Origin of the sequence: Rubripirellula reticaptiva, assembly GCF_007860175.1 — a bacterium.
Lineage (GTDB): Bacteria > Planctomycetota > Planctomycetia > Pirellulales > Pirellulaceae > Rubripirellula > Rubripirellula reticaptiva.
The window spans coordinates 211,751-236,485 of the sequence record NZ_SJPX01000005.1; the positions used below are offsets into that span (position 1 = coordinate 211,751).

A 24,735-nucleotide genomic window follows, 5' to 3' on the forward strand; every position below is an offset into this window, starting at 1 on the left:
ATTTTGAAATTGACCGTGACGCCACGCTACCTTGTCATTCCCAAAGCGATCGCGGCCTGCACCGTGCTGTTGCTTGCCCATGCCTTGACGGCCAATGTCGTGACGGCTGGAAATGCCATGACGGTGACGACTCAATCGGGCGAGTCGTTCGGCGGCGACTTTGCTGGCATCGGTGACGATTCGATGTTGATCATCGTCGATGGTGCCGAACGCGCGATTCCGTTTAGCGAACTGCAAAGCTTGACGCCCGACGACGTGGCATCCGAAACCGGTCCGGCGTTTCGAGTCACGTTGGTCGATGGTTCCCGGATCGCCGCTCAGGATATTTCGCTTGACGAGTCCGGCGTTGTGATCGAGCCGCGCCGGCAACGGACCATTCGAGCCGACTTGCGGAAGGTCAAAGCGATCCGGTTCCGTGCTTCCGCAACGACAACAGATGCCCAGTGGTTGGGACTGCTTGAAAAAGAGTCTCGCGGTGACGTGATGGTGATTCGACGCCCGGGCGACAAACTGGATCCGACATCAGGCATCGTAGAGGCGATCGCAGATGCGAAGGTGACGTTTAACTTGGACGGTGACACGGTGGCGGCGCCGATGGACAAACTTGAAGGCGTCATCTTCGGGTCCACTGCCAGCGTTTCCGATGATGCCGAAATTCGGATCGTTGACGTTTACGGTTCACAGTGGTCGGTCCAATCATTGTCGCCCAGCGAGCCCGGTCAACCGCTGAAGTTGACGTTGTCATCGGGACTGCAACACGAGCTTCCACTCGGCCAGATCGCGTCGATGAAACTTAGCAGCGGCATGATGATGCTGGCCACCGAGAAGCCGGCTGCGGCTTCGATGACGACCTACATTGAAACCAACGTCGACGCAGGTTTGATCGATGCGTTTTTGGGTCCAGCCGCGTCCGGCGATGCTGACTTGGCGATCAACGGCGGCGGCAAAATCGAGTACCGAGTGGCCGAAGGATTCGAAACGATCAGCGGAACGGTTGTCCGTTCGAACAAGACAAAGATTGCCAGCGGTGTGACGGTACGAGTCACGCTTGATGGCAAAACCGTTTGGGAAGAATCGCTGACTGATACCGAGCCGCGTGGTTTCGAAATCCCGATCGCGTCGGCACGCCGAGTTGCGATCGAAGTGGACTGTCAAGACGACGGCGACTTGGGTGACATGGTCACAATTCTGAGACCGCGGCTGTTGAAGTAACCGGAGTTTGGTTTTGCGAGTGTGTAGAAAGCGTAGGTCGTGGGTACTCCGTCTTGGGAATCTGTATTTGATGACAATGATTGCTCGTTGCGTCGCGTCGGCGATGACGTTGATCGCCTGTATCGTGACACACGCCGAAGGACCGGTCCAGATTCCGGCCTCGTTGCAGGCGGCCGAACAGTCTCGCATTGATGCGATCGCGCGAGCGATGCCTTCGGCGGTCTGCGTCTTTGTGCCGGGCGGAGGCGGAGGTGGCAGCGGCATGCTGATCTCGCCCGACGGTTTCGCGCTGACCAACTTTCACGTCACCAGTCCAGCCGGCACGTTCATGCGATGCGGGCTATCGGACGGCAATGTTTACGACGCCGTGATTGTCGGCATCGACCCGGTCGGCGACTTGGCAATGATCCGCTTGATCGGACTGGACGGCAAAACCAAGAATGACTTCCCCGTTGCGACATTCGGCAGCAGCCGGACCGCCCAACCAGGCGACTGGTGCATGGTGATCGGCAATCCGTTCTTGTTGGCAACCAACCTGCAACCCACGGTGACTTACGGCATCCTCAGCGGCGTCGGCCGGTATCAGTATCCGTCGGGAACACTGCTTGAATACGGCGATTGTTTGCAAACCGATGCATCGATCAATCCCGGCAACTCAGGCGGACCGATCTATGACGCCGAAGGCAAACTGCTGGGTATCGTCGGACGCTGCTCGTTCGAAAAACGCGGCCGAGTCAACGTCGGTGTCGGCTATGCGATCTCGATCAATCAAGCTGAAAATTTCCTAGGTGTGCTGCGGTCCGGGCGCATCGTCGACCATGCGACATTAGGTGCGACGGTTGCCACGGATCCCGACGGCGGCGTTCGAGTCACCAACATCTTGGAATCCAGCGACGCCTACCGTCGCGGTTTGCGATACGGTGCCGAGATTCTTGAAATTGACGGCCGAGTGGTTCAAACCGCCAACGATTTGCAGAACGTGCTGGCAACTTTCCCGGCCGGCTGGCGAATCCCGATTCGCTTTCGCATCGACGGCAACAGTCGCGACACGCTAGTACGACTTGCAAGCGTCCACGGGCCGGACGAATTGCTTGAAAAGATGGCCGGTGCCTTGCCGCCGCCACCGCCTCGCGAAGAACCAAAGCCAGAGGACAATGAGGACAACGAAGGCGATGATAGCGACGGCGAACAAGAATCGGCACCGGAGGACCAAGAGCCGGATTCGCCGCACGGCAAGAGCCCGATTCCCAAGTCGGTGACGGACCAGTTGATCGAGCGAAAGGGTTATGCGAACTACCATTTCAACGAACGAGAACAAGACGACTTCATCGCCGAAGTGCGGAACCAATACCCGGCACAAGAATCCAGCGAAAGCAATGAACCGACCGGATGGATCATCGAGGGTGAAACGGCCGATGGAGACGCGAGTCCGGTGATGATCCGCGTCACATCTGGCAAGATGGCAATGATCGTTGGTGAACGCCCGGTCCAGATCGAAACCAAAGGTGAACTCTACGAAGCCGTCACGCGTCGATCGCCTGTCGGAATGTTAGCGGCATTGGATGCTTGGCGACGCATGCTGGCGACGGGACCAAAGCAGTTCGGCGAAACGTTTTACTGGGGCACCATGCCGCTAGGTGGCCAGCGGCCCTTGCGAGACTGTGTCGTGGGCATCGACGGTGAGATGGAAACACGGTGGCTGTCGCACCCTGATTCTCATGCACTCGAAGCCGTCGAAGTCTTTGCCGATCGCGACGAAGACCCAGCCGAACTTTGGCTGTTGCGTGATGGTGCTGACGCCAAAGCGATGCCCACGTTCTTGGATCTGCGATACGGCACTGAATCGCTGTTGAAGGTGAAAGTGAAGTCGTGGAAGTTAGTCCCCGAATCGGAACTGGACGCCGAAAACCAATGATGAACATTCAAAAACTAGCCGTGCTGGTTGTTGCGTGCGCGGCAATGAATCTCGCAGCGATGAACATCACAGCGGCACAAGACTCACTTGCCCCGTCGTCTCGTGATGCCCAGCGTCGTGTGGCCAAGGTTTACGGCGCCGGCGGACTGAAAGGACTGGAAGCCTATCAAAGCGGGTTCCTGGTTTCGCCGGACGGACACATCGCAACGGCTTGGAGTTACGTATTGGACGTGGATCCGATCGTGCAGCTTGATGACGGCCGTCGATTCGAATCGAAGATCGTTGGCTTCGAACCGGCACTTGAATTAGCGGTGCTAAAGATTGACGCATCGGATCTGCCGTACTTTCCAGTCCCCGCGGATACGTCGGTTCAGTGGGGTGACCCAGTCATCGCGATCAGTAATCTGTTCAATATCGCGACCGGCGACGAACCGGCTAGCGTGATGCAAGGCAGTGTCGCTGCGGTGACTCAGCTAGACGCTCGACGTGGAACATTCAAAACGCCCTACCGTGGTGATGTCCTGATTTTGGATTTGATCGCCAACAATCCCGGCGCAGCCGGCGGCGCGGTCGTCGACGCCAACGGTAATTTGGTCGGCATGTTGGGCAAAGAACTTCGCGACACCGCCACCGGCGTTTGGCTCAATTACGCGTTGCCCGCGTCGGCTCTGCGAGCAACCATCGGCGACATCATCGCAGGCCGCAAGACGACGGCTCCGGTTGAATCGACGCCAATGCTGCCGAGGAACGATTCGCATAACTTCACAACCATGGGCGTCATCATGGTTCCTGATGTTCTGGAAACGACGCCCGCGTACATCGATGAAGTGATGCACGCGTCGGCAGCGGATCGTGCAGGCATGCGGCCGGATGACTTGATTTTGCTAGTCGATGGCCAGCGAATCGAAAGTCAACGCAGCTTTCGCCGCATTCTCAGAACAATCGATCGGCGCGACAACCTAAACCTGACTGTGCAACGCAACAGCGAAATTTTGAACTTGGTGCTGAAACCATGAGTGTGTGTAAAACTATCATCGCGCTGATGTTGACGATCGCGTTCGCGACGCAAGCACTGGCGGATGATCTCGATCAGCAACGCGCCGCGCACCAACACGCGTTAGCGCAAGCGGTTCGTGCCGCCGCAGAACACGTGTTGCCGTCGGTGGTGATGATCGAAATCATCGGAACGAGCCAGGGCAGCCAAGGGGAAGTCGAACAGGATGCGCCGACGTCGGGCGTAATCGTAGCGGTCGAGCCCGAAAACGCGTCGGGAAACAACGAGAACGAATCGCGAAAAGCCTATGTGATCGCCGCCAGCTTGGTCGTGGCGAAACCGGCGGCCAGCATTCTGGTTGTGATGGGCGATGGTACACGCAACTCGGCGAAGGTCGTCGCCAAAGACGATCACCGCGATTTGGTACTGCTTGAATTCAAGACGGACCAAGCAATTTCTGCCGTTTCGCTGACTTCGGATGCTCGCCGCCAAGTGGGACAAACCACAATCGCAATCGGGCGTTACGGCAGCAACGCGGCACCGATCGTTAGCACTGGAATCCTTAGCGGCGAAGGCCGTCTTGATGGCATCGCCCTGCAAACCGACGCCCGAGTATCGGCGTCTCATTATGGCGCGCCGCTGATCGATTTGTACGGCAATGTCCTGGGGATTCTGATCCCCGCAGTCGCCGAAGGCGGCGCTGAAACGTCGACCGACTGGTACGACTCGGGCGTTGCATTCGCGATCCCTGCGGACGTGATCGCCAAAAAACTGGACCGACTGAAGGCTGGCAAGGATATCAAAAAAGGCCTGTTGGGCATCGTCGGCAAGAGCAAGGATTTGAACGACGCGAACACCGAAATCGCAGCCGTGCGATCGCGATCGCCTGCCGAAGAAGCCGGAATCAAAGCGGGCGACCAAGTTCTTGCGGTCGACGGCGTTCCGGTAAAACGTCATCAAGAGATCCGACAAGTTCTGGGCAGCTTTGATGCTGGCGAAGTCGTGAACGTCAAAATCGAACGTGATGGAACCCCCTTGGACATCGACGTGACGCTGGCCGAAACCATCCCACCGCTTCAACCTCAGAGAATTGGTTTGGTCGTCAGCGACGAAAACGAACAAGCGGTTGTGTCGGAGATCATTCCCGAATCACCGGCTAGCGAATCGCTAAAGACGGGCGACGTGGTCTTGAAGATCAACGAAACGGAAGTCGATGGCGCGGATGCACTGCGCCGGCAACTGATCGCGGCCCAGCCGGATAAAGAACTGCTGATTTCCTATCGCCGCGGTGAAGAGGAACAACAAGCGAAGATCACTCCCGAGACGATCGCAGGCAAGTTCACGAATCAGGTTCCAAAAAGCTGGCGCCGCGACAAAGCCGAACCTTGGACGACCACTGAAATCAAGCTTCCTGAATCTCCCAACATTGCATTCTATGTTGCCCCCAACGCGAAAGACAATGTCGCAAGTGACGAAGCGTGGCAAGACCTTGGTTTGCTGGTACTGCTGCTTGGGCCTGGTGAGGGCACACCGGAATCGACCGCTGAAAAATGGAAGAAAGCGGCCGAAGAATGTGGCGTAGTCGTTTGTGTAATCGCTCCGGAAGATGCTACGAAATGGCAACCCAAGGAACTAGAAGTGACGGCGAACTTTGCGGCGGCGATCATTAAAAAGGCAAATATCAACGCGACCGCAGTCGCCGTTGCTTCGGCCGGTAGCATCGATGACGCCGACGCGACAGCCGCTGACACCATGGCTTTGGCCGCTGCAATCTCGCAAAGCAAGACGTTTTTCGGTGTCGCGGTATCGCCCGATGCGAAGCCACCCGCAGTTCGACTGCGTGAAAACGAACCGGCGGCGTCACTGCAACTGATGATCCCGGTCGAGTCGGCGACCGATCTGCCGGATTGGTCGAAAGCGATCGAGGCTGCTGGCTATCCCGTCATTGTTGGCGGAAAGTTGGACCAGAACGGTTTACTGAATTGGGTTCGGTTGCTGCAAGCGATCTAAATGAACTCAAACGATCGTCCACCAACGCTTTAATGAGTTGCCTCAAGTTAACGAAACGGTGCTGGCACCGCGGTAGCGGTCTGGCCTTCCCAAACTCTTGCCAATGGACCTGTTCCGCATGTCGACCAAACCAAACACTTCGGCGCCACAACCGGGCACTTCATTGACACGGCGTTCGGCGATCGCGGCGGCGGCCAGTTCGATCGCGGTGCTTGGGATGCCCCGAACAACCAATGCCGCCGAAACCGCGTCATCCGCAAAGATTGATCGCCGTCCCAATCCGATCGCGATCTCGACTTATTCGTATTGGCGTTACCGAGACGACAGCAAGCTGACGATTGAAAAGTGTGTCGACTTGGCAGCCGAGGCGGGCTTTGATGCAGTCGAAGTTTTGCATGTGCAAATGGAAGACAAATCCAATGTCGCCGCACAGCGGATCAAGCAGCGAGCGTTCCGCAACGGAATGAGTTTGTGTGGACTCTCGACGCACCAATCGTTTGTCTCACCAGACGCAAAGTTTCGCCAAGACAACGTCGACCACACGATCGAGTGCATCGAACTGGCGTACTCGATGGGCATTCCGACGATCCGAGTCAACACAGGCCGATGGGGAACGTCCGGCGACTTTGACACGCTGATGGCCAACAAAGGCATCGAACCGAACTTGGAAGGCTACACCGACGACGACGGATTCGCGTGGGTCAAAGAAGGCATCGAAAAGTGTTTGCCGATCGCGGAAAAATGCGGCGTCGTGCTCGGTCTGGAAAACCACTGGGGACTCGGGCGAACCGCCGCCGGAGTGCTTCGTGTGCTCGATGAAGTCAAGTCGCCTTGGCTAAAGGCGACGCTGGACACGGGCAACTTCTTAGAAAACCAATACGGCCAGTACGAGAAGATGGCACCGCATGCGGCCTACGTTCAAGCGAAAACGTATTACGGAGGAGGCACTTGGTACACGCTGGATATCGACTACGACCGTGTCGCCAAGATTCTTCGCGACGTTGATTATCGCGGATACATCTCGCTGGAATTCGAAGGCAAAGAGTCTCACGAAACTGCGATTCCGAAGAGCTTGGCGATGTTGCGAAAAGCGTTTGCATCGACCGAAGCTTAACGGACGCCGACGATTCCCATCGATCGCAACAGGCCGGCCAACCTTTGCACTTGGTCTAAATCGTTGTAAGCCTGCAAAGCGATTCGCATCAATTGCGTGCCAGACTTGAGGCTGGGATAGATCGGAAACTCGAATCGGTGCTTGGTGCGAAACACTTGTTGCAGCTTTTCGTCGGACGATTGGATTGGCAGTGCGATCAAGCTGCCGATCATCGAATCGGGCGCCGGTGCATCAACATGCAGCGCTTCGCACAACACGCCACGCGACTCGATCGCCAACTCGCGATTGGACTGCATCAGCGAAACGATTCCACCAGGCAATAGACTGTCGAGAAAGTTGATCGCGGCCGCCGTGGCTAGCAGCGGCGATGGATCGAACGTGCCAGTCCAATCGAACTCGCTGGTGTATCGCGAACGTCCGTCGACCGGGCGATTCGCCGCATGGCTGATCACGGTCGGACGAACCTCGCTTTGCCATTCGGGACGTGTCCATAAAAAACCGGAAACCTTGGGACCGCACAACCACTTGTGATGGTTGGCGGTGTAGTAGTCCGCGTCGATCTCGCGAAGATCCACTGGTACCATTCCCGGTGCGTGGGCACCGTCAATCAGCACTCGAGCGCCGCGGCAATGCGCTAGGTCCACGATGTCTTTGACCGGAAAGACCAATCCTGTGGGGCTAGTGACGTGATCGACCAGTAACAACCGAGTCGACGAATCAATCACCTGATCGATCGCATCGACGACCTCGGTGGGACCGGAAATCGGAAAGGGTACTTCGACAACTCTCACTTCGACGCCCGATCGATCGGCCACATACCGGATCGCGTTCGTGCAAGCGTTGTAACCATGGTTGGTCACCACAACGTTGTCGCCGCTTCGAAATGGGAATGAACGCACGACGGCGTTGACGCCATCGGTTGCGTTTCGCACCCATGCGATGTCCGCCTCGTCGGCGCCGACGAGGCGGGCAACCTGTGCCCGGACCGCATCTAACCTTGGTAATAGGCTGCGTTCGGGTGCCAGAAACTCGATCGGATCTCGTTCCAACTGATCACGGATTCGGCGTTGCTCTTCTAGCACGACTGTGGGCGTGGCACCGAACGACCCATGATTTAGAAAGTCGAGATTCGGGTCAAGTTGCCAGTGGCTTCGCCAGGCAGTCGGTCGTCGGAAAATGGACTGTGTCACGAGTTCTTTCAAAATAGTTGATGTCGAGTTGGTTCACATTCAAAACGCCCATCGCACCCGGGGGGCACGATGATTGGTCCAGGCCGGTTGGTGACGAAAGATCCTAAGTCGCTATCATGACATACGTTCAACTGCGCGGTGCGTCCGGACGACCGAATCCATCAGTGCATCAGCAGTAACACTGACTCTAAATTTCGCGAGCCACGACGATGCTTTCCAAGACTGCTGAGTACGCACTTCGATCCGTGGTTTGCATGGGTGCCCAGATGGGCCAACCCGCCTCGGCGGACGCACTAGCGGAAACGACTCAGGTACCGCGTCGCTATTTGACACGAGTTTTACAAGACCTTGCCTCGGCTGGATTGGTTCAATCGCGTCCTGGTCCCGGTGGCGGTTACGAACTGATTCAGCCCGTATCGAAGTTGACGATTTTGGACATCGTTAACGCCGTCTCGCCGCTGCAGCGCATTCGATCATGCCCGCTCGGACTGAAATCCCACACGAAACTTTGTCCGCTGCATGCCGAACTCGACAAAGCGTACGCGGCGACCGAAAAGGCATTCCGCGGCGTCACGGTCGAATCGATGATCGGGTCGACCAACCCGATCGTCCCACTGTGTGAGTCATGAGGTTAGAATACGTCCCTTGTACTTTTGGTTGCGTCCTTTCCGATGGGGCGAACAACGACGATTCCTTGGGAGTTCGACCTGATGGCCAGCGTTAAATCTTTAGCTTGTACCTTCGCAGTGTCCGTTTGTGTTTGCATCGCGTTTGCTGGTTCCGTGTCGGCCGAAGAAGCCGCTCCCACCGAACACACCTTGAATTACAAGACGGTGTCGGTCAAAGGCAAAGACGTTGAATTGAAGATCGATTGGACTCGACCTGCCGATTGGAAGGCGACTGATTCGCGACCGGCGGTTGTGTTCTTTCACGGTGGCGGTTGGACGGGCGGAGCGCCGGGCCAGTTTGCCGAACACAGTATCGAACTGGCAAAGCTGGGCATGGTTTGCTTCCGTGGCCAGTACCGATTGCTGGACAAGAAGAACAAAGACGCACCAGACATCTGTGTCGAAGATGCTTCCGACGCGTTTGAATACGTCCGCAGTCATGCATCCGAGTTCGGAATCGATCCGGAACGCATCGCGGCCGGCGGCGGATCCGCGGGCGGTCACTTGGCTGCATACTTGGGGATGATGGACGACACCAAGTCCGACGTATCACGCAAACCGGCGGCACTGTTGCTGTTCAATCCTGTCTATGACAACGGGCCGGGCGGATGGGGCACCGCACGCGTCGGCGACCAGTACGCGAAGTACTCGCCCGCCCACAACATCACTGCCGATGATCCGCCATCAATTGTATTTCTGGGAACCAATGACAAGCTGATTCCCGTCGCCACGGCCGAAAAGTTTCGCGACGACTGCAAGCGAGTTGGCGTGAACAGCGAGTTGCATTTGTACGAGAAGCAGCCGCATGGATTCTTCAATGCCAAGAAGGGCGGCAAGGACGAGTACTATCGCGACACGCTGGCCAAGTCGGTCAATTTCTTGACCGAATTGGGTTGGGTCCAGCCGTAGACTGGCTACAGCGAAATCGCTTTTGCAACCACTTGCTTCGACTTTTCAAGCCCCTCGGTTGCGACGTCGCCGGCGTCGCGTTTCCAGTACTCGGGATTGAACAATTCAAGCGAAAACGTGCCGGTGAATCCGCGGTCGATCAACCCTCGGATGATCACCGGCAAATCGCAAACACCGTCGCCGGGGAACACGCGATCCTTGTCGGCAATCTTGTCGACGCCTGGCGTAGCGGGATAGTCATTGATGTGAAAGCAGTGCATTCGCGAGGCTTCGATCATCTTTAGCGACTCGAAATCGTTGCCGCCTTTGTAAATGTGATAAAAGTCGGGCAGTACGCAAGCATCGGGGTGTGCCGAGCCGGTCGCAACGTACGCAAGTTCGGCCAGTTTCGAAATTGTCGGTGAAAAACCCCAAAGTTCCAGCTGTGGCGTCACGCCCATTTCGTGACCGACTTCTAACAGTGCCCGATAGCGATCAGCGATCACTTGCAAGGGCGGCGACACGTGTCCGGCTTGGTGAGCGCCGACGGGCGGCGCGGCGATGTGAGCACCGCCGATGGAACGAACCAACGCCATTTCTTTCTTGGCGTTTTCAAGCCCTTCGGCGCGAGCAGCATCGTCGTCGACGATCCAGTTAGCAAAACCGATCGCGCTGGCGACACCCATCCCGGTATCGGCGATTTGTTTTTTCAGGTCAGGAAGGCTGCCGCCATCGTCGACGAATTTTTGGATGTCGCGAACCCATGGCTCGATCGAATCATACCCAGCCGTTGCTGCGACCTTGACCTGTTCGGGCAGCGTCAAATTCTGACCGCGCAGCGTGCTCATGTTCAGCGAAAACTTGACAGGAAAAGCATCGGTGGCGCGCTCGACCGCGACCAACTTTGTCAAAGGCATTGCGGCGGCGGCCGTGGCGGCAGTCGCAGCAAGAAATAAGTCGCGGCGATCAATCATGTTCGGTGCGTTGGTGGGAAGGTGAGAAAAAGGTGGGAATGATTTGCACGGCCCCGCAGGCAGACGGACCAAGATACACCAACCGTACGTGAAAATCGTCCACCATCGATGAGGGTGCAAGCCACAACCGGCGCGCCGAACGTGTTTTTGCGTTCCCGGCGGGTGTTTTTTGTCGCTTGAGGGTCAAACATGGTGTAGATTTGTGATCACGAGATGTCCGGTTGAATCCGGCATAAAAAAGACAGACGCAGGACGCCCACCAAACTCCCCCCCCTTACCTCGCACGTGCGTCGGACGCGTTTGCGGTGGCCTCACCTCCCGCCCCGGCAACGCCCGCGATGTTAAACGCCATCATGCCAGGTCGCAAATGCGCGCGATCGTTCGCTCGCAAGATTTTGACGGCCATTTGGATCGGATACGCGAGTATCTCAATCGCCCATGCCGATCCCAATGCATTGTCACTGGTTTCGACATCGTTTGATTCGATCGATAAGAACATCAGGTTCGAAGTCGATTTTCCGGGCGGTAAAATTGATCGCTTGATCGAAAACGGCAGCGACAATTTCGAGATCGTGATTCGTCCTGAAACCGACACTAGCAACGACAGCGCGTGGTACGCTTTTCGAGTCCACTCGAAAACGAGTCTCGAAATCAAAGTTCGGATTCGTTACGAGGGCGGCTCGCACCGATACGCTCCCAAGATTAGTCATGACCGAGTCGAGTGGACACCGGCGAACCACTTGATCGTCAGCCGCCATCCCGGTGGCCGCGAAGTGACACTGAAGTTGCCGGTCAGCGATAAACCGTTGTGGGTCGCGAGCCAGGAACTGGTCAACAACAAAGACATCGCGAGCTGGATCAACGATTTTGATTCCAAGCCATTCATCAGCAACAAAGAGATCGGCACATCGGTCAACGGCAGACCGATTCACAGCATGACGATCGGCGATCCGGACGCATCGGATTCCATCTTCATTCTGTCGCGCCAGCACCCACCCGAAGTGACCGGTACGATTGGGATGATGCACTTTGTCGAAACGTTATGTGCCGATACTCCCTTGGCAAATCAGTTTCGCAAACTTTTTCAAACGTCGGTTGTGCCGATCGCCAATCCCGATGGGGTCGCCAAAGGTTACTGGCGTGCGAACGCAAACGGCGTCGACTTGAATCGCGATTGGCTGCACTTCACTCAGCCCGAAACCAAAGCGATCCACGACGAACTGATCAGCCTGCGTGATCGCGAAGACGGTCGAATGTGGCTGTTCTTAGATTTCCACAGCACGTTCAACGAAGTCTTCTATACCGCGCCGATTCAGAACAATTTGTTCCCAGCGGGATTCACAAAGGACTGGCTGGCCGCGATCGACGAGCGAATGCCGTCATTCGATGTGCTTCGCGAAGAAGGCCACAATGCTCACCGAGCGACTAGCAAAGCCTGGGTCGCCCGAGAGTTAGGCATCCACGCGATCACTTACGAATTTGGTGACGAAACGGACCGAGAACGCATTCGAGACATCGCAACGCAATCCGCCGAAGAAATGATGAAGCTTTTGATCGCCCGCAAGACGGACGAGTCAAAGTAACGGGCTTCGCTCGATCAGTGTGGCGACGGAAGCACTCGTTCGTATTCTGACTTAGCGAGTTGTTTGAGACGACCGTCCAATAACTGAATCGCCATCTGGTAGCTCATCCGAGCCGCCGCAGCGTTGCCCGACCGATACATCGAACGAGCGTGACGGACCAGCGACTTTCCTTCGGCGGTCGCGTCTTTGTGTGACAGCGAGTTCTGCGAGTCGGCGGATTTTTGATCATCAAAACGCGACTGACCAAGGATAGCTCGGTCGATCGCTTGGTGATCGATGATCGTCACGTGGACTGCGGCACCCGCATGCGACGAAGCGCCGGTGAAGTTGCGACCACTGCGATTGGATACCGAACGACGGACACCGCCCAAGGAGGCCGATCCCGAGTCAGGCACCAGGACGCTGCCGGAATAGGAAAACGTGTGGAAAGAAGGAAGCTGGATCACTTGTGCATCTGCCGACGAAGCGGACAGGCACTCGATCATCGCGACGACCAACGTCCAACGCAACAGCTTCTTACGATTCATCGCTTCGCCTTCGTGACGCTACCTATTTGACTTTGCGTTTGTCCGCAAATTCATGGTCGAACTTTTCGACCTTTGCCCGCACCACATTTTGACAGTAGCCTGCGTTGGGATTTAAACGAAAATAGTCCTGGTGGTACTCTTCGGCCACATAGAACTTGGTCGCTTCTTCGATTGTCGTGACGATAGGCCCCGACAATTGCTCCGATGCATCGAGTTGCTCGATGTAGGCTTCCGCGATCCGTTTTTGTTCCGCGTTGTGAACAAAGATGGCGCTTCGGTACTGAGTGCCGCGATCAGCGCCCTGACGATTCAGCGTGGTTGGGTCGTGCGTCTTGAAAAAGACTTGCAACAGATCTTCGTATTTGACCTTGGCCGGATCGTAGTGGATCTCGACCGCTTCGGCGTGACCGGTCCGCCCCGTGCAAACTTGATCGTAGTTCGGATTGGCGCTCTTTCCGCCCAGATAGCCCGAGACAACGTCGTTGACGCCTTCCATCCGTTCAAACACGGCTTCGGTGCACCAGAAGCAACCACCGGCCAACGTCGCTACTGCTTCTTTGGAATCCCCCGGTTCCGACGCGTTCTCGCCATCGGGATAGGCGTGGACGACACCGTAAAAGAGTGCAACGACAGCAATGATTGCCGTAACAGGTCGTCGAGTGCTATTGCTTTTTAGTCCGGAATTTGACCGGAGGTAGTTCAGGAAGTTCAACATCTCGTCACCAATGGGGGGAACGTCGGGGCGGGAACTTGGCGGGGGGAACGGCGTTTTTGCTAGTGCATTCTAAGCCAACGGGCAGGGGAAACCGCAAGCTCATCTCGGAATGTCGTTCGGTTTCACAGTCACAGGCTTTCGCTATCATAGGCCGAATGACACCATTCTATGACTATTACCACACCGTTACCGCCGAGGAAATCGATGCTCAGGCGCATGTCCATAACTTGCGTTATTTGCAGTGGTCGCTGTGGGCGGCGAGTGCTCATACGGCGGCGATTGGATTTGACAGCAAATCGGCATTAGCGGCTGGATTCGGGTGGGTCGTCCGTCACCACGACGTGACTTACAAGGCTGCGGCTGTGGCGGGCGATGACGTGGTCGTGCGTACTTGGGTCAGCCAGATCGACCGAATTTCGTCTCGACGACAATACGCGATCACGCGTCCGGCGGATCGGAAAATGTTGGCTCGAGTTTCAACACGCTGGGTTTACGTCGATTTGCGAGTGCACAAGGTGGTCGCGATCCCAACCGAGGCGACCAAACATATGGAAATTTGCGAGAATTCGCCGGGAATGCCTTGGGAATGAACGAAATTCAAGTACGCAATCGGAACCGTTTGAAATGGTTGTTGCGACTGGTCGGTGTTTCAGGCCTGTTTGCATTCGGTGCCGCCGTGATGCCCGAGAAATGGATGATCGAAATTGCCGGGGAGCTTGGCATCGATCCGTTTCCCGACTCGCCGCTGACGTTTTATTTGGCTCGCAACCTGTCGCTGATGTACGGATTCGTGGGAGTCATGTTTTTGTTGATCGCACGGGACTTGGATCGCTATTTTGAACTGGTCCGAGTCCTGACGTTTTGCACCGTGGCGTTCGGTACCGGCCAGTGGATTGTCAACTCGATGGCAGGATTGCCGACATGGTGGGTACTCGGCGAATCGTTGTCGACCATCGGCGGCGGATTGCTGATGGCTTGGTTCGTTCGGGGAAGTCGATAGGATATCGGCTTGTCACTGCGATCGCGATTTCGGTCTCGAACGCGCCACGTCCATCCTGTCGAAGTCCAATCTGCCATGAACGCTCCTGCCGCCTCCGGCCGTCCTGAATCCTCTGGCCATCCCGCATCCGGCGGCCGTCCTGCATCGACGGGCCGCCCCGGTTCCGAACCGCTGCCGGAACCATCAACGATTCCTTCAAACGGCTGGCACGTTGGTCACTTCTTTTATCGGTTTCGTCGCGAGACAATGGACGGGCCGATGTCACCTGCGATCCAGCAACAATTTCAAGACGCCATTCACCCTGGCGAAGCCGACATGCCACAGCGATTGGCGTCGTACTGGACCAGCGGGCATCGCGCTGACTTTGGCGTCGTCGTGATGGATCCCGATCCGGCCAAAGTCGACGCGATTCATCAGTCGATCATGGCGCCAGGAATCGGCCGATTCGTCGAACCGGAATGGTCGTTCGTTTCGATGAGTGAAGTGAGCGAGTACGTGCCGACGATCGAAGAATTCAAGCGTCGCTTGGTCGCGGGCGGTGAAGACGCGGACTCGCCAACGGTCGCTGCAAAAGTATCGGCGTACGAGCGACGGTTGCCGATGATGAATGAGCAACGTTTGCGCCCAGATATTCCGGAGTGGCCATCGGCATGCTTCTATCCGATGAACAAGAGCCGAGTGGTCGGCGCGAACTGGTTCACCGAAGCCTTTAGTCACCGTAACGCGATGATGGCCGAACATGCGCAAAGCGGCATGGCTTTCGCCGGCAAGGTCAGCCAACTGATATCGGTCGGCGTCGGGCTAGACGATTGGGAATGGATGGTGACGCTGTGGGGTCGCAATCCGGAGTACCTTAAAGAGATCGTCTACAAGATGCGTTTCGACGAAGCGAGCGCAAAGTACGGCGAGTTCGGCCCGTTCTACGTCGGCTATCGAGCCACGGCTGCCGAAATTCTGCAGCACTGCAAACTGGTTTAGCACTCAACCACGCCAAGCGATCGTACGGGAATACGTCCCGGGAATAACTCTCCCTTTGAGAGAGTCGGACGCGGTAGCGGCCGGAGAGGGTTTTGCATACGACACTGCCTCTGGGACGTCATGCCGTTTTGCTTCACCCTCGTTTTCAAGGAAGACCTATGCGTCAGCGAGGGGACGATTCCAGCACTGGCCCTGTCCTCGCGGACGCTCGGCTCTCGGCTCTCCCAGAGGGAGAGTGGAGAAAACGTTTGTGAAATAACGGCTTAAAAAATGCGAGACCTCCGAGCGAGAGGTTTATTTTTGTGCTTGCGAATGCCTAAGCTTTCGTCGCAAAGCGTTCGCCTACTTGCCGGTCAGACGGCGGTAGGCTTCTTCGTATTTGGCTTTTGTCTTGGCGATGATTTCTGGCGGTAGACTTGGCGGATCCGATTGCTTGTCCCATCCGCACGTCGACAACCATTCGCGAACGAACTGCTTGTCGAACGACGGCTGAGCCTGGCCGGGCTGGTAAACATCCGCCGCCCAGAACCGGCTGCTATCCGGCGTTAGCACTTCGTCGATCAGTACCACCTCTTTGCCGACCATGCCGAACTCGAACTTTGTGTCAGCGATGATGATGCCTTGTTGGCTGGCATAGGCCGACGCCGTTTTATAAATGTGCAGACTCTTATCGCGAAGGTCCGTCGCTAGTTCGCTGCCTAGATCGGCGATCATGCGATCGATGGAGACGTTTTCGTCGTGGCCTTCGTCGGCCTTGGTGGCGGGCGTAAAAATCGGTGTTGGCAGAGCGGCACACTGAACCAAACCAGCTGGCAACTTGTTGCCACAGACTTCACCGGTTTGTTTGTACTCTTGTAGACCGCTGCCTTCCAAGTAGCCGCGAACGACACATTCAAACGGTATCACGGACGCCTTTTCCGTCACCATCACTCGCCCCACCAACGGTGCCGTATCAAACTGCTTCGCTAACGATTCGGGCACGTCCGTGGAAATCAGGTGGTGACGGACCCCCAACCGATCGAACCAGAACTTGCTGGTCTTGGTCAGAATCCGGCCTTTGTCGGGGATGCCGCTGGGCAGGATATAGTCGAATGCACTGATTCGATCGGTGCTGACAATCAACAACGATTCGCCTAGGTCGTAAACGTCACGGACTTTGCCCGTGCGACGAGGGAACGGCAAATCGGTTTTCAGCAGGGCGCCGGCATCATCAAATTCGTAAAGCATCGTCGTCGCGGGGGGTCAGTGGTTCAGCCTGATTACAATCTGATTTGTGGTCAGAGCTGTGATTGGAACTAGAGGCTATTCGGATCGTCACGCCCATGCGGATTGTCCAGCCCAAGTGTGTGCCAATGTGGCAAACCGCGCCGATCACAGCAAGCGTCCAGTCGCAAATCACGGGGCCAGCGATTATGTTACCGGTCCCTTTTTCCCCTTCCACACTCCTTCGGCAAGCCGGCATGGGGCAGTTTTACTACGACGTGCCCGACTCGGCTCGCGACTTCGTCGAAAAGTCGCTGTGGAATGATGCGTACATTTGCGGAATCGAAGGCGTTCCATTCCAGTCTCGCAGCCAATTCGACGGCAACCGATTGACGATCACGCGGCCCGGCATCGACAGTTCAGGCAAACTGTTTTTGGCATGCTTGATCCCCGGAATAGGCTATCGAACACTCAGCACCTGCAGCCTGAAACCGCTCGAAGACGAAGCCTACATGCTGCTATTGGAACTGGCCCGAGGAAGCTGCTATCGGGCTCGCGTCCAATCGGACAACTGGCAACGAGCCGGGCTAACTCTGTCGGCTCAGTTCACGAAGTTGTTGGCCGAGGGCACCGAAGCATTTCTAGAATCAGCAGGTCGTCGAGCCGATCCGCCGCGAAGCGCGACCGCAGCGAAGCGAGCGATCGAGTTGCTGGAATCAGCAATCGCTGAACTCGGCGAATCGTACGCGGTTCAGTCGATTGCATTTCGCAAACAACGTGAACCTCAAATCGGCACGCTTTTGGCCGGTACCGTGATCGCACCTTCGCCGACGACGGGCGATGAAGCGACCGAGTTTGTTGAGACGTTCAACGCGGCAGCAGTCCGGTTGAGTTGGGCTGATATCGAAACGGATTCAGGTCGGTTCGATTTCGAAGCCGCCGAAACATCGATTCAGTTTCTGGCCAGCAAAGGCATCCGCGTCATCGGCGGACCGTTGATCGATTTTCGCGAACGACTGATGCCACACTGGCTGTACTTGCTAGAAGACAACTTCGAATCGTTCTTGCAGGCGGCCACTTCCTACGTCGAAAAAACGGTCAGTCATTTTCGTGGTTCGGTCCAGTTATGGAATTGCGCCTGCGGACTCAATACGGCTGGTCCGTTAAAACTCGACGACGAACAGGCGATGCGATTGGCACTTGAAATTCTTGCCACCGTTCGCCGCACCGATCCGAACACTCCCGCCATCATGTCTTTCGATCAACCGTTCGGCGAACACATGGGCAAGAGCCGTGATGCGATCTCGCCGCTGCACTTTGCCGATGCACTGGCGCGAACAGGTTTGCAGATGGCTGGGATCGGGTTGGAGTTCCGTGTGAATTACAAAACCGGTGCGACCTTGCCGCGATCCGCAGTCGACTTTGGTGGCATGATCGATCGCTGGGCAACGCTAGGCATGCCAATGCTGGTTCAAATCACGGTGCCCGGTGGCGTTGGACCTGATGCGAAAGCACAAGCACCGTCGGAAGTGATCACGTATGACTCGCAGATCGCGGACCCAGCGGCGGAACAACTGCGAATCGCGGGTCCAATGGTGCGCACTCTGTTAGCGAAGCACATTGTCCACGGAATCGTTTGGGACGGATGGAGCGACGCGCAGCCGCACGTTAACAGCCACTCGGGCCTGATTGACGCTAACGGACATCCGCGACCGTTGCTTGAGTACTTGAAGCGTCTGCGGAAAGAATTCCTGGCGTAGCCCTCGAAGGGCCGCCTGTTTCACGAACTCGACATTTTGATTCCTGGTGATCCCGAACGGTGACGGGCTATTTCAGGCGTGCCAGTAACTGACCGCCTGCGACTTGATCGCCGACTTTGACACAGATTTCGTCGATCATTCCATCGGCTGGTGAAGCGATTTCGATCTCCATTTTCATCGCTTCCAAAATCAGAATCGTGTCGCCGTCTCGCACCTGGTCTCCGACATTGGCGACCAGCTTGAAGACCGCGCCAGGCATCTGAGCGGTAACGTCGATTTTGGCGCTCGGCGTTTCTGAGGCCGGCGACGCACTGCCGCTCGAACGTGGCCGCATTTCGACTCGATAGACCTTGCCATCGACCGTTGCCGTGTTTCCCTCGAACGCCATGAACACTTCTTTGCCGTTGACGGTCACAGTGTATTCAGCCGGAGTATCAGCCGAACGAGCAGACTCGGCCGCGCTGGCTGCTTCTTTTTCAACCGACTTGTCGATCTTGCGGACTCCGATTTCAGCTTCACCCTTCAAGAACTTGATGCCTTTCTCTTTGCACGCCGCCGCGATGAAGATGTTCTCGTCAGTGGTCGGCAAACCTTCGGCTTTCAAGACTTTCTTCGTCGCTTCAATTCCCTTGGTTGGGTCAGCATCATTGAGTTCGAGCACCGGACGATCGGTGGGTTCCAATTTCAGCTGGCTCTTCGCCAACTCGATGACGTCGGCGTCCGGGGGGACGGGCGTTTTTCCAAAATAGCCGAGCACCATTTTTCCGTACGGTTCGGCGATCTTCTTCCAAGGGCCAAACATGACATTGTTGAACGCCTGCTGAAAATAGAACTGCGACACGGGCGTGACCGACGTTCCGTAACCGCCTTTGCGAACGACGTCGCCCATCGCCAAAATGATCTCGGGATATTTTTCCATGATCCCATTATCACGCAACATTTGCGTGTTGGCCGTCAACGCGCCACCCGGCATCGGACTCCATGGGATCAACGGCTCGACCGCCGTCGCTTCGGGCGGAAGGAAATAATCTTTCATGCAATCCTTGAAGACCTCTTCGGCCTCGCGAACCTTTTCGACATCAATGTCCAACTCGTACTCGGTTCCTCGCAGCGCATGCCACATCACCAAAATGTCCGGCTGGCAAGTTCCGCCGCTGCACGGCGCCATCGACAAATCGATCGCGTCGGCGCCGGCATCGATTGCGGCCTTGTTGGCCAGCACGGACACGCCGGCGGTCTCGTGAGTGTGAAAGTGAATGAAGGTTCCGGCCGGCAACATTTTGCGCGCGGCACGGATTGTTTCGTAAACCTTCGATGGCACCGCCGTTCCCGAAGCATCTTTGAAACAGACTGCATCGAACGGAATCTCTGCGTCCAAAATCTGCTGCAACGTGCTTGCATAGAACGCTGCGTCATGAGCGCCGGTACATCCCGGCGGCAACTCCATCAACGTCACGCAAACCTGGTGCTTCAATCCAGCGTCAACGATGCACTGACCGCTGTAGACCAAGTTGTTGACGTCATTGAGCGCATCGAAGTTGCGGATCGTCGTCATGCCGTGTTTCTTGAACAGATCGGCATGCAGTTTGACGATATCGCTGGACTGTGAATCCAAACCGACAACGTTGACGCCGCGAGCGAGCGTTTGCAAGTTTGCATCTGGCCCTGCGGTTGCTCGAAACGCGTCCATCATGTCGAACGCGTCTTCGTTGCAATAGAAATACAACGATTGAAACCGAGCACCACCGCCGGCTTCTAGCCAGTCGATCCCCGCATCCCGAGCAGCTTCGACCGCCGGCAGAAAGTCTTTCGTAAACACGCGGGCACCGTAAACGGATTGAAATCCGTCACGAAACGCGGTGCACATGAAGCGAATCTTTTTCATGGAGAGTCGGCTTGAGCGATTGGGTTTAAGGATTTGATTGAAAACAACTCCGGCATTCACAAGCACAAAATCACCCGCCCGCCCCGCGGGAGGGTGAAATTCCGAACTCATTTCCATACAAGGTTTAAGCGAACAAGTTTCAACATCTATTTCAGGACCGACCACAGCACACCGGCCGCGATCGCACTACCGACGACGCCGGCAACATTAGGGGCCATCGCGTGCATCAGCAAAAAGTTTTGCGGATCTTCTTTTTGGCCGACCATGTGGACCACGCGAGCAGAGTCGGGGACCGCCGAGACGCCGGCGGCACCGATCAGCGGATTGATTTTGTCAGTCAAAAACAGGTTCATGAACTTCGCGAACAACACGCCGCCCGCGGTCGCAACAGCGAACGATGCAGCACCAAGTCCAAAGATCAACAGCGACTGAGGATTCAGAAACGTATCCGCCTGAGTACTGGCGCCGACGGTAAAGCCCAACAAGATTGTGATGATGTCGATCAGCGCGGTTCGAGCCGTGTTCGCCAATCGTTCGGTAACCGTGCTTTCTTTTAGCAAGTTGCCGAAGAACAGCATCCCAAGCAAAACGATCGCACCGGGCGCGATCAAGGTCGTGATCAAAAACGCAACGACAGGGAACAGCATTCGTTCGCGCCGCGATACTTGACGTGGCGGCGCCATTCGAATCAAACGTTCTTTGCGAGTCGTCAACAGCTTCATGATCGGCGGCTGAATCACCGGCACCAAGGCCATGTACGAATAAGCGGCGATCGCAATCGCGCCCAATAAATGCGGCGCCAAGATCGACGACAAGAAAATCGCGGTCGGTCCGTCGGCACCACCGATGATGCCAATCGCGCCGGCCTCTTGAACGGTGAAGTCCAAAAACAGCGCGCCAAAAAAAGTCAGAAACACTCCGATCTGAGCCGCCGCGCCCAATAACACCAACTTTGGATTCGACAACATGGTCGAAAAATCGGTCATCGCACCGATACCCAAGAAGATAAGCGGCGGATAAAGCCCCTGCTTCACGCCAAAGTACAGATAGCTAAGCACACTGCCTGGCACGTATTTGACTTCATTGCCTTCTAGGATCCATCTCGCTTCGTCATACACGCTAAGCGACATGCCTTCGATCATCGGAATGTTGCCCACGATCGCTCCCATCCCAATCGGCACCAACAACAGCGGCTCGTAGTCCTTGCGGATCGCCAGGGTGACGAAGCCGATGCCGATCAAAATCATGATCGCGTTGCCAAGCGTCATCGACGCGAAGCCGGTCGTTTTCAAGAACTCGATCAGAATGTCCATCAGCTCGACGTCTTGTTCTTGGATTCGCGAATGTTTTTTTCGTACTCGTGATGCAACACAAACCCGATCGCGGCCAAAACGGGTCCGTCATCGGGAACTTGGCTTTCCGGGTGCACCGACGGCGATCGCGAATGATCATGAGCCGGGAAATAACGGTCTAGAATCGAGGTTAGCCACGGCATCGCCGAGATGAACAGGGTCAGCACGAAAAGGGCAAAGAACACGATCGCCAGCCCAGCGACTGCGATCGCAAAACCTTGGTCGTAAACCGACTCGGCGACCAGAACGAAATTCGGCATGCCTCTATCTACCCAAGCGTACGAAAGGCGGCTTGACTCACAAAAAAAGCCATGGGAGGGAGGAATGTATACCAACACCACGGCTGGAACATCCCCAGGGACTCCTCAAATGGTCCCGATTTTTTGTTCGAACATTCAGCGTTTGCGGTCCACGGTTTTCAGTTAACGTAGGAGGAAACCGCGTGACGCGCGGTGCACTCAATTTCTCAGCCGTCAAGTTTTCAGTTCACGTTTTAAAACCCAAAAACATGTTGCAGCCACGCGCGCTATCGATCGCTCTGATGTTCCTCGTTGGCATGTCGATTTCTACACCCATGTTCGGCCCCAGCCCAGCCAATGCTGATGAAACGAGGAAGCCGAACGTGATCTTTATCCTCTGTGACGATCTTGGGTTTGGCGATTACGGTGTCTTTTTCCAAAATCTAAGACGTCAAAACGCCAACCGTGCTGAGCCTTGGCATTTGACGCCGCAGATGGATTTGATGGCGGCCCAAGGCATTCAACTGCCGCACCACTATTGCCCAGCGCCAGTCTGCGCTCCATCGCGTGCGTCGCTGATGTTGGGTGTTCACCAAGGGCACAGCAACATTCGCGACAACCAATTCGACAAAGAATTGGCCAACAATCACACGCTCGGCACCGTGATGCAGGGTGCGGGCTATCACACCGCTGCCGTCGGTAAGTGGGGACTGCAAGGCAACTCGGCGGCCAGCGAAAAGACGCCGAACAAGCAAGCTAAACAATCCAAACCGAAAGATGAAGGCAGTCCCAAGTCGTGGCCCGGCTATCCCACGAATCGCGGTTTCGATGACTACTTTGGCTACGTCCGTCACCGCGACGGTCACGCCCACTATCCCAAGGAAGATGGCAAACAAATCTGGGCGAATGACGAAGAAGTCGCCGACGAATTAGCCGGCTGCTACACGGCTGACTTGTTCACCGCGCGATCCAAGAAATGGATCGTCGATCACCACTCGGCGAGTCCCGACCAACCCTTCTTTCTGTACCTCGCCTTTGATACTCCGCACGCCGTCTTGCAGTTGCCGTCCGCACCGTATCCGGCGGACGGTGGACTCGATGGCGGTATCCAGTGGACCGGGACGCCGGGCCAGATGATCAACACGGCCGGCGGCAAACCAGATTCGTACATGCACCCGGACTATGCGGACCAGACCTGGGACCATGATCAAGATCCAAGCACTGCCGAACAAGCTTGGCCCGATGTTCAGAAACGATACGCCACCGATGTCCGCCGCATCGATGACTGTGTTGGCGACCTGTTGAATTTGCTGGCCGACTTGGCGATCGACGACAATACGCTGGTCGTATTCACGACCGACAACGGCCCAAGTCGGGAATCTTATTTACCAGAGAAGTATGAACCCGATTTTTTCAATTCGTTCGGCCCCTTTGACGGTATCAAACGCGATCTTTGGGAAGGCGGCATTCGTGTCGGAGCAATTGCCCGCTGGCCCGGCGGCGTGGCAGGCAATCGGATCAGCCAATCGCCAAGCCAATTCCACGACTGGATGCCTACCTTCACGGAACTTGCTGGCGTCGCTGCACCGGCTCGATGCGACGGAACTTCGTTGGTTCCGACGCTAACGGGAAAAGGCGAACAGACGCCATCGCAGATTTACGTCGAGTATTTCAACGGACAAAAGACGCCGGATTATCCGGAGTTCAAAAAGTCTCGTCGCGGCCAAGTTCGCAAACAAATGCAAGCGATTCAAATCGGTGACCTGGTCGGAGTTCGATACAACGTGAAATCGCACAACGATCCGTTCGAGATTTACAACGTCGATGACGATCCCCAACAGATGAAGAACCTAGCCGCACGGTTCCCGGACGTTCAGCGGCAAATGCACGACAAAGTGTTGCGGATGCGTTACCCCGACAAATCGGCGCCGCGGCCATACGATGACGAGCTGATTCCCGGAATCGGGGACTCCGATTCAGCGGCAGGCGTCAAGTGGCAGACCTACGCCAACGACACACCCTGGCTAGGTCGACTTGACGACCTCGTTGCGGACGAGAGTGGCGAAGCCAAAACGGTCGAGTCGTGCCCGAAAACGAGCGTCTCGAAATCGTTACTCGTCAGTGGGATAATCGACATCCCCGCCAACGGACGATACACGTTCGCGGTTCCGGATAACGCGACGGCCGTCCTGCGGATCCACGATGCAACCGTGATCGACGCTGGATTCGAAGCTGGCAGTAATCCAAGAACGGGAACTGTGATGCTGGCCGCTGGAAAACACCCGTTTCGGTTGTACTGGAAAGGGTCAACCGTTGCACCGGAGTTAGCCGTCGAAGGACCAGCGATCGACCGCCAAAAGTTGCGATCGAGCATGCTGTTTCAGCCGACGCAGGATTAAGGGTCTGCCGAAATCTCAGCAAGATTTCTTTGCCCGTGGCTAACCGGGCAATAAAATAATTGAAACTGGCATAAAAAACAGGCGTTGGCGGGTGACACAGCGACAACGACGCTTCAGTTTGGCATAAGC

At 56.2% G+C, this 24,735-nt stretch carries 21 protein-coding genes; 13 read left to right on the plus strand and 8 right to left on the minus strand.

What is annotated here, in order from left to right; genetic code table 11:
- Nucleotides 1-15: 15 nt before the first annotated feature.
- From Poly59_RS21980 to Poly59_RS22000, 5 genes are all read left to right on the plus strand, one after another.
- A complete protein-coding gene (locus Poly59_RS21980; protein WP_146536272.1) occupies nt 16-1,212 on the plus strand; it encodes an NPCBM/NEW2 domain-containing protein in 1,197 nt (398 codons plus the stop codon).
- 76 nt (nt 1,213-1,288) lie between these two features.
- Nucleotides 1,289-3,127 carry a S1C family serine protease gene (locus Poly59_RS21985; protein ID WP_146536852.1) on the plus strand — a complete coding sequence of 613 codons (1,839 nt, stop codon included), beginning with the start codon at nt 1,289-1,291 and terminating at the stop codon, nt 3,125-3,127.
- A complete protein-coding gene (locus tag Poly59_RS21990) occupies nt 3,124-4,143 on the plus strand; it encodes a S1C family serine protease (RefSeq protein ID WP_146536273.1) in 1,020 nt (339 codons plus the stop codon). The genes Poly59_RS21985 and Poly59_RS21990 overlap by 4 nt, the downstream gene beginning before the upstream one ends.
- Nucleotides 4,140-6,131 (plus strand): PDZ domain-containing protein, encoded by a 1,992-nt coding sequence (locus Poly59_RS21995; protein ID WP_146536274.1) that lies wholly within the window; start codon nt 4,140-4,142, stop codon nt 6,129-6,131. The genes Poly59_RS21990 and Poly59_RS21995 overlap by 4 nt, the downstream gene beginning before the upstream one ends.
- 217 nt (nt 6,132-6,348) lie before the next feature.
- Nucleotides 6,349-7,245: a sugar phosphate isomerase/epimerase family protein gene (locus Poly59_RS22000; RefSeq protein ID WP_146536853.1), complete on the plus strand. Its 897-nt coding sequence runs from the start codon at nt 6,349-6,351 to the stop codon at nt 7,243-7,245.
- On the opposite strand, the gene Poly59_RS22005 is transcribed toward Poly59_RS22000, so the two are convergent.
- A complete protein-coding gene (locus Poly59_RS22005; protein ID WP_246151850.1) occupies nt 7,242-8,435 on the minus strand; it encodes an aminotransferase class V-fold PLP-dependent enzyme in 1,194 nt (397 codons plus the stop codon). The genes Poly59_RS22000 and Poly59_RS22005 overlap by 4 nt on opposite strands.
- A 209-nt stretch (nt 8,436-8,644) precedes the next feature.
- Between Poly59_RS22005 and Poly59_RS22010 the strand changes: the two genes are divergently transcribed.
- Both Poly59_RS22010 and Poly59_RS22015 read left to right on the plus strand, forming a co-directional pair.
- Nucleotides 8,645-9,064, plus strand: a complete 420-nt coding sequence (locus tag Poly59_RS22010; protein WP_146536275.1) for an Rrf2 family transcriptional regulator — start codon at nt 8,645-8,647, stop codon at nt 9,062-9,064.
- 81 nt (nt 9,065-9,145) lie between these two features.
- The gene (locus tag Poly59_RS22015) at nt 9,146-10,012 is read left to right on the plus strand and encodes an alpha/beta hydrolase (RefSeq protein WP_146536276.1); all 867 of its coding nucleotides are present in this window, start codon (nt 9,146-9,148) and stop codon (nt 10,010-10,012) included.
- A gap of 5 nt (nt 10,013-10,017) precedes the next feature.
- On the opposite strand, the gene Poly59_RS22020 is transcribed toward Poly59_RS22015, so the two are convergent.
- Nucleotides 10,018-10,845, minus strand: a complete 828-nt coding sequence (locus tag Poly59_RS22020; RefSeq protein ID WP_146536855.1) for a sugar phosphate isomerase/epimerase family protein — start codon at nt 10,843-10,845, stop codon at nt 10,018-10,020.
- Nucleotides 10,846-11,270: 425 nt separating this feature from the next.
- On the opposite strand from Poly59_RS22020, the gene Poly59_RS22025 reads away from it, so the two are divergent.
- A complete protein-coding gene (locus tag Poly59_RS22025; protein WP_246151851.1) occupies nt 11,271-12,548 on the plus strand; it encodes a M14 family metallopeptidase in 1,278 nt (425 codons plus the stop codon).
- 14 nt (nt 12,549-12,562) lie between these two features.
- Here the strand turns inward: Poly59_RS22025 and Poly59_RS22030 are convergent, their stop codons facing one another.
- Both Poly59_RS22030 and msrA read right to left on the minus strand, forming a co-directional pair.
- Nucleotides 12,563-13,075: a hypothetical protein gene (locus Poly59_RS22030; protein WP_146536277.1), complete on the minus strand. Its 513-nt coding sequence runs from the start codon at nt 13,073-13,075 to the stop codon at nt 12,563-12,565.
- Between the two features lie 22 nt (nt 13,076-13,097).
- Nucleotides 13,098-13,790, minus strand: a complete 693-nt coding sequence (gene msrA, locus Poly59_RS22035; protein ID WP_146536278.1) for a peptide-methionine (S)-S-oxide reductase MsrA — start codon at nt 13,788-13,790, stop codon at nt 13,098-13,100.
- Between the two features lie 155 nt (nt 13,791-13,945).
- Here msrA and Poly59_RS22040 point away from each other — a divergent pair, with 155 nt between their 5' ends.
- From Poly59_RS22040 to hemQ, 3 genes are all read left to right on the plus strand, one after another.
- On the plus strand, nt 13,946-14,380 hold the full coding sequence (locus Poly59_RS22040) for an acyl-CoA thioesterase (protein WP_146536279.1): 435 nt from the start codon (nt 13,946-13,948) through the stop codon (nt 14,378-14,380).
- Complete coding sequence (locus tag Poly59_RS22045) at nt 14,377-14,790, plus strand: hypothetical protein (RefSeq protein ID WP_146536280.1); 414 nt, start codon at nt 14,377-14,379, stop codon at nt 14,788-14,790. Before Poly59_RS22040 ends, Poly59_RS22045 begins: the two co-directional genes overlap by 4 nt.
- Nucleotides 14,791-14,961: 171 nt before the next feature.
- The gene (hemQ, locus tag Poly59_RS22050) at nt 14,962-15,768 is read left to right on the plus strand and encodes a hydrogen peroxide-dependent heme synthase (RefSeq protein ID WP_146536857.1); all 807 of its coding nucleotides are present in this window, start codon (nt 14,962-14,964) and stop codon (nt 15,766-15,768) included.
- A 342-nt stretch (nt 15,769-16,110) separates the two neighbouring features.
- On the opposite strand, the gene Poly59_RS22055 is transcribed toward hemQ, so the two are convergent.
- A complete protein-coding gene (locus tag Poly59_RS22055; RefSeq protein WP_146536281.1) occupies nt 16,111-16,995 on the minus strand; it encodes a phosphoribosylaminoimidazolesuccinocarboxamide synthase in 885 nt (294 codons plus the stop codon).
- A gap of 95 nt (nt 16,996-17,090) precedes the next feature.
- Between Poly59_RS22055 and Poly59_RS22060 the strand changes: the two genes are divergently transcribed.
- Nucleotides 17,091-18,731, plus strand: a complete 1,641-nt coding sequence (locus Poly59_RS22060) for an endo-1,4-beta-xylanase (protein ID WP_246151852.1) — start codon at nt 17,091-17,093, stop codon at nt 18,729-18,731.
- 67 nt (nt 18,732-18,798) lie between these two features.
- Here Poly59_RS22060 and Poly59_RS22065 read toward each other — a convergent pair whose 3' ends face one another.
- The 3 genes from Poly59_RS22065 to Poly59_RS22075 all read right to left on the minus strand — a co-directional run bounded on the left by Poly59_RS22065 (nt 18,799) and on the right by Poly59_RS22075 (nt 22,228).
- Nucleotides 18,799-20,616, minus strand: a complete 1,818-nt coding sequence (locus tag Poly59_RS22065; protein WP_146536282.1) for a biotin/lipoyl-containing protein — start codon at nt 20,614-20,616, stop codon at nt 18,799-18,801.
- A gap of 146 nt (nt 20,617-20,762) precedes the next feature.
- Nucleotides 20,763-21,929, minus strand: a complete 1,167-nt coding sequence (locus Poly59_RS22070) for a sodium ion-translocating decarboxylase subunit beta (protein ID WP_146536283.1) — start codon at nt 21,927-21,929, stop codon at nt 20,763-20,765.
- A complete protein-coding gene (locus tag Poly59_RS22075; protein ID WP_146536284.1) occupies nt 21,929-22,228 on the minus strand; it encodes an OadG family protein in 300 nt (99 codons plus the stop codon). The genes Poly59_RS22070 and Poly59_RS22075 overlap by 1 nt, the downstream gene beginning before the upstream one ends.
- A gap of 248 nt (nt 22,229-22,476) precedes the next feature.
- Between Poly59_RS22075 and Poly59_RS22080 the strand changes: the two genes are divergently transcribed.
- Nucleotides 22,477-24,606, plus strand: coding sequence for a sulfatase-like hydrolase/transferase (locus tag Poly59_RS22080; RefSeq protein WP_146536285.1), 2,130 nt, complete (start codon nt 22,477-22,479; stop codon nt 24,604-24,606).
- The last annotated feature ends 129 nt before the right edge of the window (nt 24,607-24,735 follow it).